This is a genomic window from Pseudoalteromonas sp. JSTW, assembly GCF_013423925.1.
In the GTDB taxonomy this organism is placed as follows: domain Bacteria; phylum Pseudomonadota; class Gammaproteobacteria; order Enterobacterales; family Alteromonadaceae; genus Pseudoalteromonas; species Pseudoalteromonas lipolytica.
The window spans coordinates 683,948-700,417 of the sequence record NZ_CP058973.1 but is presented as its reverse complement, the minus strand read 5'-3'; the positions used below and the strand labels follow the sequence as shown (position 1 = coordinate 700,417).

Here is a 16,470-nt window from a genome sequence, read left to right as displayed (position 1 = left end):
TTTACAAATTTATTTGAGGGACCATATTTTGTTTTTAGGTAAAAAGCTATTTCTTTTATTACTTTTTTTACTCAGTTTTTTAGGGGGTATTGTTTTTTACCCAATAAAAATTTTTTTAATTTCAAAAAATACTGAAAATGGCTACTTAATCCAGGTCATCGATAAAAAAAATATAATTACTCAGTCAATAACGACGGATAATACTGTAACAATAGACACGATAAATTACTTAAGAATTTTAGCAGATGGGGGAGTTCTCCAGATCATTCATCCAATAGAAAAAAAGGAAATATATACACCTAAATTTTTAGATTTTATTACTCATAAGATTGATATACAGCTGAGTTGTTGGTGCGCTGATGAAACATACCCAGAGGAACAAGATTTATCTTTAGTTTATCTCCACTTTGTTGATTTAAAAGAACAATATATTAAGAATGTAGATGTTGTTAGTCGGAGAAAGGCTATTGAAGGAAGGAGTCGAGCACTTTATTCTCTCGTTGCCGTCGCAAGCTCTAGTGTCAATGAATCAAGGAAGCTACATAAGAGCCAAGTAAGTCAAATGAAAAAAGAGATGGGGAAGATAATAGGTGATTTATATGTTGATCAAAGCTTAAGTTACTAGTAAAAACCTTGTAGGCAAATGCGTACAAGGTTTTTCATGACCGAATGAAGTTTATGACTTATTGCGGTTTTCTTTCGCAAATGCACGTATTTTACGTTTTTGCGATAAGGTCACTTTATTAGTGCGACCTGCGTATGGGTTATCACCTTCTCTAAATTCAATTTTGATAGGTGTGCCCATGATATTCAATGCTTTACGATAGTAGTTCATTAGGTAGCGTTTATAGCTATCAGGTAAGTCATGAACTTGGTTACCGTGAATAACGATACGTGGTGGGTTATAACCACCGGCATGCGCATATTTAAGCTTAACACGACGGCCACGAACGAGAGGTGGCTGATGATCCGCTTGAGCCATGTCCATGATACGACGTAGCATTGCAGTACTAATACGCTTAGTCGCAGACTCATATGCTTCATCAACTGATTCAAATAAGTGACCCACACCGGTGCCGTGTAACGCAGAGATAAAGTGTAAACGTGCAAAGTCAATAAAGCCTAAACGACGGTCAAGCTCAGATTTGATTCGCTCTTTAACGTAATCGTCTAAGCCGTCCCATTTGTTTACGGCTACAACGAGCGAACGACCTGCATTTAAGGCAAACCCTAATAAGCTTAAGTCTTGATCTGAAATGCCTTCGCGAGCATCAACAACCAGTAATACAACGTTTGCATCTTCAATAGCTTGCAGCGTTTTGATAACAGAAAATTTCTCAACAACGTCGCTTACTTTTTTACGCTTACGAACACCAGCGGTATCAATAAGGATGTACTCTTTGTCATTACGCGTCATCGGAATGTAGATAGAGTCGCGTGTAGTACCTGGCATATCGTAAACGATAACGCGTTCTTCACCTAAAATACGGTTAGTCAGCGTAGACTTACCCACATTTGGGCGACCAATGATTGCGAGTTTTACAGGTTTATCTGCAAATGCTTGTTGGTTCTCTTCGCTGTCGTCGTCTTCACTGTAAAGATCAATTAATTCGTCATCACTTTCTTCAACGTCATCGTTTTGTGCAGCCATTTCAGCGATAACTGGTTGAAGTGTTGTTTCAAGTAACTGCGTAATACCACGACCGTGAGCTGCGGCAATGTGGTGAATATCACCTAAGCTTAATTGAAAAAACTCTGCACAGTATGAGTCAGCATCAATACCATCTACTTTGTTTGCGACAACAAAGCATTTCTTTTGCTGTTTACGTAGGTGATTAGCAATTGCTTGGTCTGCGGCTGTCATGCCTGCGCGCGCATCAACTAAAAATAATACGATATCGGCTTCTTCAATCGCGAGTAACGATTGCTCGGCCATTTCAGTTTCGATACCTTGCTCAGAGCCGTCAATACCGCCCGTGTCTACCACGATAAATTCATAGCCATCATAGTCAGCTTGGCCATATTTTCTATCTCGTGTTAAGCCTGGAAAATCGGCAACGAGGGCGTCACGAGTACGTGTTAAACGGTTAAATAATGTGGATTTGCCCACATTGGGTCGCCCAACAAGAGCGATCACGGGAAGCATAAACTACCTCTTTAAAAAACAACAAAAGGCTTCGCCAAGCGAAGCCTTAGAAAAATAACGTTTACTATTAGTAAGTTAGTCTGGAATTTTAACCGCGCTAACTTCACCATCTCGGGTGTATAAAATTAACTTGTCACCGGCAACAACAGGCTCAATAAAGAAACCTGAGCTGTCAAAGTCTTCACGCGATACAAGCTCGCCCGACTCTTTATCTAACCAGTGTAGGTTACCTTCTTGGTCACCCAATGCTAAATATTTTCCAGCAACTGTTGGGCCTGTTAAGTACCAGCCACGTAGAGCAGGTTGGCTCCAACGTTCAATACCAGACACTTTATCTAAGCCGTATACCACACCGTTGCTGTCAACAATATAGATATATTGACTGTCCATCGATAAATCACGGTAGCTGCTGTACTCACGTTTCCATACAACATTACCAGAGCGAATATCCACGGCTGCTAAGTTACCATTATAGGCGATAGCATAAGCATATGGGCCGCTAATTAAAGCTTGTGTATCGACATCAACTAAACGCTCAAACTCAGAAGCCCCTTTTGGTGACGCAATTTCAGCGCTCCAAGCAGAATAACCGTTTTCTGAAATTAATACGTTGAGCTTGCCTGTTTCAAGGCCTATTAATACCCCACCATTCGCAACCGTTGGTGAGCTTTGGCCACGCAGTGTTAGTGGCGGTACTTCTTGCTCATAACGCCAGCGTTCTTCACCTGTGTCTGGGTGAATGGCGAGTAATTTACCAGAACCCAAATTAACGAATATTAGGCCATCGCCCGCAGCTGGTTTTGAAAGTACTTCGCCCGGCACTGTTTTGCGCCAAATAATTTCACCCGTTTCGCGGTCAAGAGCAGTTAAATAGCCGTGCTCAGAGCCAACGAATATTTTACCATAAGCTTGTAAAATACCGCCTGATAATTTAGCGCTCTCAGATGTTTCCCAAGGCCAAAAAGCGGGGTTTTCACGTACATCGGTATGCCAAAGAGTATCGCCATTTTCAAGCGATAAGGCTTCTACTTCACCTTCACGGTTGGCAACATACACAACGTCGTTATATACCGCTGGAGTGAGGCGAGAAAAATAGTGCTGAACACCATCACCAATCGACTCTTGCCAAACAACCTTTGTTTCAAACTGATTAACAATTTCTGGTAATACTAATTCATCTTCGTCATCACTTGATGAACACCCTGTTAGGGTCGCAATACACAGAGCAAGTGTTGCCGCTGTTAACTTCTTCATCTTAACCCCTTATGCCGCTGGGCTAGTTTGTGCTAAGTCATCAAGTTTAATTTGTAATAACGGGTTATTTTCAAGGCCACCTTTATCAGCCGCAGCTTGATATTGGCTGCGCGCTTGGTCTTTGTCACCTTGTGCAGCAAACACATCGCCTTTTAATTCCGCAACCGTTGCAGCAAATGATTCTGGTAACGTTGAGTTTAATGTTGCTAATGCTTGCTCATACTGCTTTTGTGCAAGATGAACACGAGCAAGACGCGTTGCAGCTGTGGCTTTTAACTCGGTGTTTTTCTCGTGCGTGATAATCCAATTAAGTTTTTCACTTGCCGCATCAAGATCATTTTTTTCTACGGCTTCTTTAGCTGCAACGAAAGCAACTAAGGTACTGTAGCTTGATTCATTATTATCTTTGATAAACGTTTCTGCTTTGTCTAGCACGGCACCGCTATCAACAAGTTGAGTGAATGAGTCTGATGCATTTTCAGCACTGGTGATTTGGTGTTGATTATATGCTTTCCAGCCATACAAACCACCTAGGCCTGCGATAATACCCACTGCCAGTGCGACACCGTTTTCACGAAAAAAGCGTTTAATCGCTTCTGCTTGTTGTTCTTCTGTTGAATAAATTTCCATGCTTACCTCTGTTGCTAACTGAACTTAAATAAGTTCAGCTAGTAGCGTTTTCGCTTCTTCTAGTTTTAAGGTGACTTGTTCTTTACGCTCACGTAAATATTTTACAGTCACAACGCCTTGTTCTAATTCATCTTCGCCGATAATGAGCGCAACTAATGCATCGCTTTTATCAGCGCGTTTTAATTGCTTTTTAAAATTGCCGCCGCCAGCGTGAACCATCACTCGAAGACCCGCCACATCTTTGCGAAGTTGAGCTGCGATGATAGGCGCTTGAATACTGGCTTTGTCGCCCATGGCTGCCAAATATACATCAGCACTGCGACGAATGTCACCTACACATTCTAATGCTTGTAGTAGCAGAACTAAACGTTCAAGACCCATTGCAAAACCAACGGCTGGGGTTGCTTTACCACCTAGTTGCTCAACTAGGCCGTCGTAGCGACCACCGGCACATACGGTTCCTTGTGCGCCCAGACTATCTGTCACCCACTCAAAAACTGTGCGGTTGTAATAGTCAAGGCCACGTACAAGCTTTTCGTTTACCGTGTATTCGACGCCAGCTGCGTCTAAACGTTCACATAAATTTTCAAAATGTTCTTTTGATTCAGCATCTAAATGCTCAGACAGTTTTGGTGCATCAGTTAAGATTGCTTGTACATCTGGATTTTTACTGTCTAAAACACGTAATGGGTTAGAATACATGCGACGTTTTGAGTCTTCATCTAGCACATCAACATGTTGCTCTAAGTAGGCAACAAGGGCATCACGATAATCAGCACGTGCTTCATTAGAGCCTAATGAGTTAAGCTCTAGACGAACGTGTTCGCTAATACCAAATTCTTTCCATAATTGGGCTGTAAGCAAAATAACTTCTGCGTCAATGTCGGCAGTGGCAATGCCGAATGTTTCTAAACCAAATTGGTGGAATTGGCGATAACGGCCTTTTTGTGGACGTTCATGGCGGAACATCGGTCCCATGTACCATAAACGTTGTTCTTGATTGTACAGTAAGCCATTTTGGTTACCTGCACGTACACACACCGCGGTTCCTTCAGGGCGAAGTGTTAGGTTATCGCCATTACGGTCAGCAAATGTGTACATTTCTTTTTCAACGATATCAGTAACTTCACCAATAGAGCGTTTAAATAGATCGGTTGACTCAACAATTGGAAAACGAATTTCTTGATAACCAAACGATGAAACGGTATCACGTAAGATATTTTCTACTTTCTGCCAAATCTGCGTGTCGCCTGGCAGACAATCGTTCATACCACGAACTGCCTGAATTTGTTTTGCCACTGATAAATCCTAAATACTGTACTTGCGTAAATAATCATTACGCATCAAGAAAACTAAAAATTGACCCGCTATTATAACGTCTGAGCGGTAAAGGTAAACGGCAAACCGCTGGGTTTGCCGACTATATTCGTATTATTCAACTATTTTGATGTCGATTGGCGTTTCTTTCTCTTTTTTAGCGATAAAGTCGCGCACATAGCCTTCGAGCTGGTCAACAATGTTGTCGTTATCGATACGTGCTTTTTGACGCTCGCCATTAATGTAAAGGCCTGAACGACGGTTTGCACCCGCAAGGCCAATATCACTCACGAGGGCTTCACCCGGACCATTAACCACACACCCAATGACAGACACTGACATGGGTTCAACAACGTCTTCAAGACGTTCTTCGAGTTGGTTCATCGTGCTAACAACATCAAACTCTTGACGCGAACAGCTTGGACACGCAATAAAGTTGATACCACGCGAGCGAATACGCAACGATTTTAATATATCGAAGCCAACTTTGATCTCTTGCACTGGATCAGCCGCAAGTGACACACGTAATGTGTCGCCAATACCTTCGGCAAGCAGCATACCTAAACCCACCGCTGACTTGACTGAGCCAGAACGCATACCGCCAGCTTCCGTAATACCTAAATGCAGTGGCTGATCAATTTCTTTGGCAAGGAGTCGATACGCACCGACCGCTAAGAATACGTCTGATGCTTTAACCGAGACTTTAAATTGATCAAAGTCTAAACGTTGCAAAATCTCAACATGGCGCATTGCTGATTCTAGTAATGCTTCGGGCGTTGGCTCGCCGTATTTCTCTTGTAAATCGCGCTCTAATGAGCCGCCATTTACACCAATACGAATGGGAATATTGTGCTCGCGTGCAGAGTCTACCACTGCACGAATACGTTCTTCACTGCCAATATTACCTGGGTTGATACGTAAACAATCTGCGCCATACTGCGCTACTTTTAGTGCAATGCGGTAGTCAAAGTGAATATCAGTCACCAGTGGAATAGTGACCTGTTCTTTTATGCTTTTAAATGCTTCAGCCGCTTCCATGGTAGGCACTGAAACACGAACGATATCGGCTCCAGCGTCTTGAATGGCTTGAATTTGTGCAACCGTCGCATCGACATCTAATGTGTTGGTGTTAGTCATCGACTGAACAGCAATCGGTGCACCATCACCAATGGGGACATTGCCTACGTTAATGCGTGTCGATTTTCTGCGTTTAATAGGAGATTCTGAAAACATTGCGGTTACTCTGATAACGGTAAAGTAAATTTAGCTAATCGGTTTTTGGCAAAATGTGAGGTGTCGACAGGTTGACCTTCAAACGTAATATCAACCATTTGGTGTTTGCCTAGCACGACATTAAATGGCTGTGGACCTGTGACAGTCATGACGTAGCCGGCTTTTTTTACGCCAAATGCTACGCGGTCACCGTTGCCATCGTGAATTTCAACCCAGCTGTCTTCATTAAAGTGCATGACAATGGTGCTTTGTTCAGGATCGCTTGAGCTTGCTTGCTCTGGTGTCACAGGTGGTGTTGTCGCAGAGGCTGGTTCAGACTCTGCAACAGCTAAATCAGTACTGATTGGTGCTGCACTTTCAGTGTGTTCTTGGCCAACGGGAGGCTCTTGAACAGGGGACGAAAGTTCACTTGTTTCAAGTTGATTTGGCTGAATTGTCTTAATGGGCTCTTCAATCGCTGGTGCGCTATTTTGCCACCACCAAAAAACAGACGAGCCAATGATTACAGCTAAAATAAAGTAGCTGAACAACATTAAGCGGCTGTCATGTGCTTCTTTTTCAGTACGACGAGAGAAACTTTGCATTTTTGACTTTTTCGCAGGTTCTATCTGCTCAGGCAGTAATGCAAGCATGGCTTGACTGTCAATTTTAAGCTCTCGGCAATAACTTTTAATATAGCCTTTAATAAACGTGGCAGGGCCAAGTAACTCGTGTTCGTCGTTTTCTAGTCTCTGTAATTGTAAAACAGATAATTTTAATGCTCCGGCAAGTTGCTCAAGGCTCACTCCCGCATTTTCGCGGTGCTTTTTTAGCGCTTGGCCGAGCGTTTCTTGCGGTTGTTCTAACGTGTTTTCTTCATTCATAATGCGTATGAGTCTGGGTCTACCAATAAGAGTCTATGCCCAGGTTTTAGGGCTACATCTGGGCTCAATTTGTTCCAGCGCATTAATTGATCGATCAATACGCTATGCTGGGTGGCTATGCCATAAAGAGTATCGCCAGCGTTAATGTCATGGTAAATGTGCGGATCATTTAAATAGATTTTTGTGCCGTTTTGCACACGATCCGATTCTTTTAAGCCATTCCATTGCAAAATCTTCTGTAGTTTAACATTGTATCGCACCGAAATGCTAAATAGGTTTTCACCATTTTGAATAACATGGTAAGGAATATTTAATGCGGCGACACTGGGGTTCAGCATGGGCAGTTGTAATTGCTCTGTGCTGACGCTGTAGCGCGTGTTACTTGTTTGCGCAGAACGAGAAGAACGGGTGTTAAATACATCGGCATCTTTTTCTGCTTCGTAAAAAACTACGGTGCCAGTGTCTTTTTTTACCGCGTTTGTAGATGGCTCAATTTGCTGTTTTATTTCAGGTGTTTGTGGAGCACCAAATGAAACAATTTTTACGTCATCACTGTTTGTTTGTGTGGGCTCAGCTGCTGGCATTGTGGTTTGTGATGAACCAAGTGCATTCACAACTGCTGAGGTATCGTTAGCCACCGCGGTTTTTACTACTGGGCGTGATGACACGGTGGTAAAACCGCCTATTTTAGGCTGCGTTTTTTGTACGGTTGCCACTGGCTGTTGTTTAGGTGCCGTGACAGCGGCCTCTTCTTCGACTGCGGCCTTTTCTTCCACTGCGGCAACGTGCTCAATATCAGCTTGCGCAACTTCAACAGATTTTACTTCTGGTAATGAGTCTGCGGGCGTTGGCATGGTTGCCACAGGTTGTGTGTCTGTTGGTTCTGCAGCGACAGACACCGCTGCTGATTCTTCAGTTGCGACAGGTTTAATTGTCGCGACAGGCTCTATTGTTGTGTTTGCAGCTACTGTTGTGCTCGCCGAACTTGCTTGTTGTGGCTTAGGCGGTGCTTTTTTCTTTACGATACGGATTTTTGGCTGATCTTTACTTACCGACGAGTAATCGCTTGAAATGAGCAGTTCTTCTAACTGAGAAAGGCGGTATTTTTCTCGTAAAATCTCAAATTCAGTGCTCTTTAACTGCTGAGAGGAGATGGCTTTAGCTTCACTTGAGCCGGGGTAAGTTTGTAAAATAATGGCCGCCGTGGTTTCTGCTTTTTCAATGTGGCCCATGCGTTGTTGAATAAGGTAACTTAGCATTAAAGCGCGAGGAGTGACACGGCCTGTAGATTCAAATTGCTCCACGACTTCCTGTGCTTTATGTAAGTCGCTTTTAGCATAATATAAACCTGCAAGGTTTATTAATGATGATGGGCGTTGTGAGCTGTGGCTTAATGCTGATTTAAAATATTTTTCAGCATTTTCAAAATCATTAAACTCAACGGCGCATAACGCTAAGTTTTCGTAACTTTCGGCTACACGAATATAGCTTGGAATCGCAATGGCTTTAAGGAGTTCTTCTGCGGCGCGGTCATATTCACCGATACCACATAAAAAGACCCCATAGTTATTTAAGGTATTAGGATCGTCGGGATCAAGTTTTAATGCTTGTTGATAGGCCCTGTCGGCCAACTCATTTTCATCAACTTGCTGATAATAATATGCCAGAGAATAGTGTACTTCAGGTAGTTGCGGTGCGAAGTCAGCTGCACGCTCCAAATTATACTTTGCTTGCGAGTTATTGCCTGTTTTTAAGTACTGTAAAGCAAGGGCTATACGAGTACGCGCGGCACCAGTATTATTGATTTTATTTTCAACAACAGGTTTGTTACTTCCGTTGTAGCTGTTTTCTGTGACACACCCAGCTAATGCTAAAGCACTAACAGTTATGGCAAGTAAAGATCGCATTACCTAATCTCTTGTTTGATTCCGTATGCCTATCTTACCGAAAAGCCTTTGTCTTGCATCTATTATTTTAAAAATAAGCTGCTTAACACAAAGGCTTGTCTTGGATTTAACGATTATGCTTGATGAATATTAACAGCAATTGCGTTGTCATCGCGCATTTTCTTTTTCGCTAAACGCTTTGTTCTGTCAACCACATCGCCCACTAATTGACCGCAGGCTGCATCAATATCGTCACCACGAGTACGTCGAACAATACAGGTAATGCCTGCCGCTTGTAGTACTTTAGAAAAACGGTCAATACGGCTATTACTTGAGCGACCATATTCGTTGCCAGGGAATGGGTTAAACGGAATAAGGTTTACTTTAGACGGTGTCCCTTTTAATGTTTTAACCAGTTCATGGGCTTGGTCGGTGCTGTCGTTAATGCCTTGCAACATGACGTACTCAATAGTGACATCTTTATTCGCTTTTGAGCCATCGATGTAACGACGACACGCCGCTAAAAACTCTTCAATTGGGTACTTTTTATTGATAGGCACTAGCACGTCACGTAGCTCGTTGTTTGGCGCGTGAAGAGAGATGGCCAACGCAACGTCGATTTTTTCTTTTAGTAAATCAAGAGCAGGAACAACACCAGATGTGCTCAGTGTAACGCGACGCTTTGATAGACCAAAACCCCAGTCATCCATCATCAGTTCCATTGCTGGCACAACATTCTTAAGGTTTAAAAGTGGCTCACCCATACCCATCATTACAACATTAGTAACAGGGCGTTTGGTGCTATCGCCATCAAGGCCAATATCTTTAGCAACACGCCATACTTGGCCAATAATTTCAGATACCGTTAGGTTACGGTTAAAGCCTTGCTGCGCTGTTGAGCAGAAAGTACATTCTAGCGCACAGCCTACTTGTGACGATACACATAAGGTTGCACGGTCTTTTTCAGGGATCCACACAGCTTCAACTTCTTGGCCACCTTGTAGCAATAAGGCATATTTAATTGTGCCATCACTTGCTACTTGTTTTACTGAGATCTCGGGTGCAACAATTTCACATTCAGCTTTAAGCTTTTCTTTTAACTTTTTATTGACGTTGCTCATGTCGTCAAAATTATCTACACCAAAATGATAAATCCATTTCATCACCTGATCGCCACGGAACGGCTTTTCGCCGAAGGATACAAAAAGCTCACGCATTGCATCTCGGTTTAAATCTAATAAATTAATCTTTTTTTCTGTGGTCATGAAACAACCTCAATCAGTGACGGTGGTATAAGTATTTAGGGTGCGCGATTGTATATTATTTAATCGACTTAGTCATTAGCTAAACAGACGAATAATAAGCTTAGCTAATGACTAAAAAAGGGCTCGAAAGCCCTTTTTCTTCTGCATCACAGACTTAGCTGTGAACTCGATATTAACGAGTACGTGGGCAGATTTCTTCGTCAGCGAAGAAGTATGCGATTTCACGTGCAGCTGATTCAACAGCGTCTGAACCGTGAACAGCATTTTCGTCGATGCTGTCAGCGTAGTCAGCACGTAATGTACCTGCTAGCGCTTCAGCTGGGTTAGTAGCACCCATGATTTCACGGTTTTTAAGTACAGCGTTCTCACCTTCAAGAACAGTAACCATTACTGGACCAGATGTCATGAACTCAACTAAAGCACCGAAGAAAGGACGCTCGCTGTGCTCAGCGTAGAAGCCTTCAGCTTTTTCTTTTGAAAGGTGAACCATTTTAGCTGCAACGATCTTAAGACCTGCAGTTTCGAAACGGTTGTAGATAGCGCCGATGTGGTTTTTAGCAACTGCATCAGGTTTTACGATTGAAAAAGTACGCTCTAAAGCCATCTTTGTGCTCCAATAATTTTATATATAAAAGGTTAAATATTAACGGGCGCGAATTATACGCGCTTTACGCTAAAATTCCTAATTTTATTAAATAGAGCATAGATGGCATTTTTATGATCCTTTAGGCGATTGCCCTAAAAGGCTGCCTTTAATTCAATTATGACTGCAAAGTTGTTACTGCAGAGGGATTTTGGGCTATCATTTTCAGCAAGGAAAATAGAGTACTAAAATAAGGAAAAACAATGAAAAAACTTCTTTTAATAGGTTTACTTGCTAGTGTTTTAGCTGGCTGTAATTCAGATTCAAATGATGAATTAACATGTCCGCCTTCACCTGTAGCCATCGATATTGCTAACTACGCTGTGGTAGCTGAACAGGATAGCGCAAATACACTTACACCCATTGCCTTTGACACCTATAAAATCAAGCTAAGCGGAATAGGTGACGGTGTTTATCAAGACGGTAACGAACCAGATCCTAATAAAGAATACGCTGATTGCCCAGTGGCGGCTGTGGTGCTTGGTAGTATTAATAGCATCACTGCAATTAATGTTTATTCAAGCGCCGATTATAGCAGCGAACTAACGGCTGGTATGAGCTTGAATAGTATCTTCAATGTCACAGAGATGTATGTGAATGACTTTGACTACTTTAATGAGGGAGGCTATGCCAGTGTCGCTGATTTTGCTGACATATTACCTACTACAGCACCTGTGTTTATTGAACTAAAACCAAATCAAGCGCCTGAACTGCAAAGCAGTCATATTTTTTATATAGATATTTATTTTGCAAATGGTAAAACGTTCACACTCGAAACAGAAGAAGTTGCGCTTTTTTAGGCAATCATAAAAGGCACTAGAACTAGATAAGTGAAGTTACTTTGCATATCGCTACTTTACTTATCTAGGTGGAACATTCCTTTTTACAACCTTATTTTTGTTAACCTTTCATTCACTTTTGCGCTGTTAACGTATACCAATGTGTTATACTTCTATAACTTTAACTTTCTGAATATATAGGTTTTAAATTCACTTTTCTTCTTTTTACCCTACCTTAAAATAAAAAATAAGCACCTTTTAAATTGTAACCTAGATGTTAAATTTAAGTGTACAAAAGGCTACATTTTTTTGCGTGAACTCTTGTCTTTATTCAACCATAAATAATTAGTGATTAGGTTTTTTGTAGTTATAAATCCTGATTTAAAACAATAAATACACGAATTAAAGAATGATAGGAGATATGAATGAAACTACGCAGGTCATTAACCAAGCTGTCATGTGCATCTATTTTTGCACTAGGCACTGCGATGGCATTGTCGCCAGCTGCCAATGCAATGAAATTAAAGCAACAAAACTTACAAGAACTAACGCAAGCATCTCAAAGTATTATTACTGGCGAGGTTATTAAAGTAACCGATGGGTTTGACAACAAGCGTCCTTACACTGAAGTCACTATTCAAGTTGGGTCTGATGCAAAAGGCAAATTAAAAGAAAACTCGACCTACACTTTTCGTCAATTTGGTTTAATTAAGCCTCGCTCAATGGGCAATGGCAAAGTGTATTTAGGGGTTACTCCAGATGGTTTCGCAAAGTGGCATGAAGGTGAAAACGTCATTGCTTTTATGTACAAACCAGCTTCTATTACCGGTTTTCAAACAACTGCGGGCATGGCACAAGGTAAGTTTGTTGTACGCGATGGCAAAGTCGTAAACGAATTTGCAAATGCCGGTCTATTTGAAGACATGGATACATCTAATTTTTCAAATGAAGAACGCAATATGCTCACCAGTCCGGGAGCAGTTAAGGCCGATGTATTTATAAATTTGGTGGGTAAACTGACTGGAGTACAACAATAATGAAATTTTCAAAAATTACAGCAGCCCTTGCCTTAGCCACTCTTTCAGCCAGTTCACTCGCTGGCGGCCCTTTATATATTCATGATAAAACCATGGCACCGTATAAATGGGACACCTCCAAAGGCACTATTCCTGTATGGACGGATGGTGGTCAAGTTATTAAAGACAAAGACGGTAACGACGTTCAGGCTTTTACCATATTAGAGCAAGGCACGACATTCAATGTCGATATAACTTTACCAGATGGCACTGTGTTACCAAAATACGTTCCTTTAGACCGAGATTACACTTTTCTAACGATTGAGCAGGCGAATGCAGTCACAGCAGATGCTGTCGCACAGTGGTCAAATGTTGAAACCTCAACCTTAGACATGGCACTTGCAGGCACAATTGAAAGTCAAACCGGTATTAGCGACGTTAACGCTTCTAATGTTGACCAAATATATGGCGCCGAAAACGGCTACGGTTTTTGGGTTAACTATGATACTGACGGTGCGATCCTCGAAAATTACTTTGGAGTTCCTCGTTCATCTGTGCTCGGTATTGCTTTTCCTGAATGGGCAGATGAAGAAACGGGTGAAATTCTAGAAGCAACTGCGCTGATGAATGGATGGTATGTCGATATCAACGACACCGAGGGTAAGATGATACAAGGCGTATTTACTCATGAGTTTGGCCACGCGATGAATATGTCACACTCACAGGCAAATGGTCACTTTACCTATATAGCTAACCCAAACTACCTTATGTATGATGGTGTTGCTGGTTGTGCGGGTACGAATTCGTACACTGGGCGGAATAGTGCGCCTGTCGACAGTATCGAAACAATGTTTCCATTTATTAATGTACGTGGTATCGAGGGCGAAGCACAGGGTACGGTCAATGTACGCGATGATATCGTCAATATCTCTGATTTATATCCAACTGCGGATTACAAAACCAAATACGGAACCATTAAAGGAAAACTTTACACCAAAGAAGGTGTTGAGTATGCAGGCATGAATATGGTTGCCCGTAACCTCGATAATCCATTGCAAGACGTAATCACCCAACAAAGTGGGAATATGACCCAAGGGCGTATAGGCCCTGATGGCTCATTCACAATCAACGGCTTAACGCCTGGTGGCCGCTATGCGCTGTATATGGATCCAATTCGTGCTGGCGGCTACCCCACGACACCAACCGATATCATTTCTGAAAATGAATATTGGAATGAAGATGAAGGCACTTCGCCAGCGCTTGACAATGCGTGTAACATGACCGAAATCATTGTCGCTGGAGGTGAAACTAAAGAAGTTGAAATGTACTTCAATGGCTATCAAGATGGTATTCAATACACCCCGCTTGTGGCAGCCTGGGTAAGCGATCATGCAAAAAATGGCAAGAAAGCATTAGGTACTACTCAGGGTGGTACACCATTTATTTATAACAGCACACAGAATACTTTTGAAACACTGGAGACGCCGCAAGGTTTTGCGCCTTTAAAAGCCACTTCTGCTGCGATGAGTAAAACAGCCACAAAGGCGGCAGTTATTGCTGATCTTGACGGTAACGGCATTGGTCAAGGTGCAGTATGGGATATCAGTTCAGGCCACCTCTCTGTGCTTGAAGACCCAAGCAATAACACCTGTGCGCTGGCAAGTCAGTCAGGTGTGAGTTCGCACTCTATTTGGGATATGGATGATGCTGGTAAAACCGTTGTTGGTAATTCTCGCCGCCCCAATACTGGTGGCGTAGAGTGTGCACCAGACAAGGCGTCAAGTTCATATGGCGTTCCAACAGTCTGGGATGTTAAAACAGGCAAAGCAACACCATTAACTGATGGCTTAGAGTTTATTCCTCGCTCTTGGGGAGATGGCTATGAAGTACGTATTAATGGTGAGCGAACCGAAGCATGGGTGCGTGCAGATAAAATCTCTGGTAACGGTAAAACAGTGACCGGCTCAGGCAACAACAATAACTCTCAGCTTGCGTGGGTGGATGGTAAGTTACGAGACCTCTACAAGGACTTCGGAGCACTCAACTCTTCTGTAATTTCTTATGATGGTGAGCGTATCGCCTTTGGTGCACAACGTGGATTTGGCCGTCGAGCGTTCGGTGAGGGGGTGAAAGTCTGGAATGCTAAAACAGATGAAGTGACTAATCTCGGTGGTCTACGTTGGTGCGAAGATGTTCCATACTATCAGTTCATCTACAACCTATGTGCGGCACCTTATAATATGAGCCATGAAGAAATTGCTGAAATTGCTGGTTTACCATTGAACATGGTACTTGATGCCAATGATGATTTATCTGTTATCACAGGCCGCCTGCTTATCAATGGCATGCCTGCTGGTTCGACCATCTATATGGAAGGTATTGGTTGGATGACAGGTCAGGAGTTCTTTGGTAAGCAAGGTGTTGTAGAAGCGAAAAACTTCATGACCAATGGCATTTTCGGTGTCAGTGCCAACGGCTCCGAAATGATGGCTGGTATTGTCGGACTTCCCACACCAGTGACCATTGAAGTCGATGCCAACAAAGCCTTTGTATGTAAACATGGCATAAACCAAGAACTAAGTTTCCCGAAACAAGTTGTTGAAGCGGTGAAAGGCGGAGCAGAGTTTGGTCGCTGTGAACACATAGATGACTAGTATTTTGCTAGGTTAGTGGATGGCCCACTCAAAATGTGGGCCATTTTATTGTTACAACAAAGAATTGTTTATGTTTAAAAATATAATAAAAATAATGTGCTTATTATCTGTGATTGGCACAGCTGAAAACCTACATGCACAAATCAATCAAGAATCGAACACTGTAGAGGCTGAGTTTCCAACGGAACTTGAGACAACATGGGAACTTGATGAGGCTGCATCAATTGAGTACGCAAAGCGCTCTGTGTACTGGAATGATAATATCGCAAAGTTACTGCCTAAACTCATAGCGACGAATAAGCAAATAAAATATCGTTTTAATGAAAATGAGCTGGTGAGTGTACTCGAAGACACTAAGCAGAAAATAGCGATTACCTTAAATAAACAAACCCTTACAACGTTTTTATTTAACTTTCAGCATGATGACAAGCAAGGTCATTTGAAAGTTGAAAAAGCGGCGGGCGGGCGAATTAACATTCAAGCTGAAGGCTTGCTTGGCTATCAATTTCTGTTGTGGAAAAAGCGCCGCGAACGCTTAACAGGCGTGTAAAAATTTTTATGAGAATGGCTTTGCTGTTAACATAACTAAATCAAAACCAATTATCCTGGATAGTTAATTGCGTTTGATCTAAAAAAGGTGGCCATAGGATTGGTCACCTTTTTTCTTTTCTCTGTTAGTTTCTCGTGTTTCAAAGCCATTCATCTCATAAGCGAATGGGTATCACAATGCACTATAACCACAGTGTAACAGTGTTTAATTAAGATCTTTTAATGTGCTATTTGG

14 protein-coding genes are annotated in these 16,470 nt (G+C 42.2%); 5 read left to right on the top strand and 9 right to left on the bottom strand.

Annotation, left to right across the window (positions count from 1 at the left end; genetic code table 11):
* Window positions 1–28: 28 nt before the first annotated feature.
* Window positions 29–625, top strand: a complete 597-nt coding sequence (locus tag GZH31_RS19325; RefSeq protein WP_180311757.1) for a hypothetical protein — start codon at window positions 29–31, stop codon at window positions 623–625.
* A 51-nt stretch (window positions 626–676) separates the two neighbouring features.
* Here the strand turns inward: GZH31_RS19325 and der are convergent, their stop codons facing one another.
* From der to ndk, 9 genes are all read right to left on the bottom strand, one after another.
* The gene (gene der / locus GZH31_RS19320) at window positions 677–2,146 is read right to left on the bottom strand and encodes a ribosome biogenesis GTPase Der (RefSeq protein WP_036972413.1); all 1,470 of its coding nucleotides are present in this window, start codon (window positions 2,144–2,146) and stop codon (window positions 677–679) included.
* A 75-nt stretch (window positions 2,147–2,221) separates the two neighbouring features.
* Window positions 2,222–3,400, bottom strand: a complete 1,179-nt coding sequence (gene bamB / locus GZH31_RS19315; protein WP_036972412.1) for an outer membrane protein assembly factor BamB — start codon at window positions 3,398–3,400, stop codon at window positions 2,222–2,224.
* 9 nt (window positions 3,401–3,409) lie between these two features.
* A complete protein-coding gene (locus tag GZH31_RS19310) occupies window positions 3,410–4,030 on the bottom strand; it encodes a tetratricopeptide repeat protein (protein WP_036972411.1) in 621 nt (206 codons plus the stop codon).
* Between the two features lie 24 nt (window positions 4,031–4,054).
* Window positions 4,055–5,329, bottom strand: a complete 1,275-nt coding sequence (gene hisS / locus GZH31_RS19305; protein ID WP_036972410.1) for a histidine--tRNA ligase — start codon at window positions 5,327–5,329, stop codon at window positions 4,055–4,057.
* Between the two features lie 132 nt (window positions 5,330–5,461).
* On the bottom strand, window positions 5,462–6,580 hold the full coding sequence (ispG, locus tag GZH31_RS19300) for a flavodoxin-dependent (E)-4-hydroxy-3-methylbut-2-enyl-diphosphate synthase (RefSeq protein ID WP_036972409.1): 1,119 nt from the start codon (window positions 6,578–6,580) through the stop codon (window positions 5,462–5,464).
* Window positions 6,581–6,585: 5 nt separating this feature from the next.
* Window positions 6,586–7,443, bottom strand: coding sequence for a RodZ domain-containing protein (locus tag GZH31_RS19295; protein ID WP_180311756.1), 858 nt, complete (start codon window positions 7,441–7,443; stop codon window positions 6,586–6,588).
* Complete coding sequence (pilW, locus tag GZH31_RS19290) at window positions 7,440–9,350, bottom strand: type IV pilus biogenesis/stability protein PilW (protein ID WP_075593186.1); 1,911 nt, start codon at window positions 9,348–9,350, stop codon at window positions 7,440–7,442. The genes GZH31_RS19295 and pilW overlap by 4 nt, the downstream gene beginning before the upstream one ends.
* 113 nt (window positions 9,351–9,463) lie before the next feature.
* Window positions 9,464–10,594 (bottom strand): bifunctional tRNA (adenosine(37)-C2)-methyltransferase TrmG/ribosomal RNA large subunit methyltransferase RlmN, encoded by a 1,131-nt coding sequence (locus GZH31_RS19285; protein ID WP_036972406.1) that lies wholly within the window; start codon window positions 10,592–10,594, stop codon window positions 9,464–9,466.
* Window positions 10,595–10,766: 172 nt separating this feature from the next.
* Window positions 10,767–11,198 (bottom strand): nucleoside-diphosphate kinase, encoded by a 432-nt coding sequence (gene ndk / locus GZH31_RS19280; protein ID WP_036972405.1) that lies wholly within the window; start codon window positions 11,196–11,198, stop codon window positions 10,767–10,769.
* Window positions 11,199–11,440: 242 nt separating this feature from the next.
* Between ndk and GZH31_RS19275 the strand changes: the two genes are divergently transcribed.
* The 4 genes from GZH31_RS19275 (at window position 11,441) to GZH31_RS19260 (ending at window position 16,236) form a co-directional block, all read left to right on the top strand.
* The gene (locus GZH31_RS19275) at window positions 11,441–12,037 is read left to right on the top strand and encodes a hypothetical protein (protein ID WP_180311755.1); all 597 of its coding nucleotides are present in this window, start codon (window positions 11,441–11,443) and stop codon (window positions 12,035–12,037) included.
* Window positions 12,038–12,441: 404 nt separating this feature from the next.
* A complete protein-coding gene (locus GZH31_RS19270; RefSeq protein WP_036972403.1) occupies window positions 12,442–13,053 on the top strand; it encodes a hypothetical protein in 612 nt (203 codons plus the stop codon).
* Window positions 13,053–15,686: a hypothetical protein gene (locus GZH31_RS19265; protein ID WP_036972402.1), complete on the top strand. Its 2,634-nt coding sequence runs from the start codon at window positions 13,053–13,055 to the stop codon at window positions 15,684–15,686. The genes GZH31_RS19270 and GZH31_RS19265 overlap by 1 nt, the downstream gene beginning before the upstream one ends.
* A gap of 70 nt (window positions 15,687–15,756) precedes the next feature.
* Complete coding sequence (locus tag GZH31_RS19260; protein WP_118845085.1) at window positions 15,757–16,236, top strand: hypothetical protein; 480 nt, start codon at window positions 15,757–15,759, stop codon at window positions 16,234–16,236.
* The last annotated feature ends 234 nt before the right edge of the window (window positions 16,237–16,470 follow it).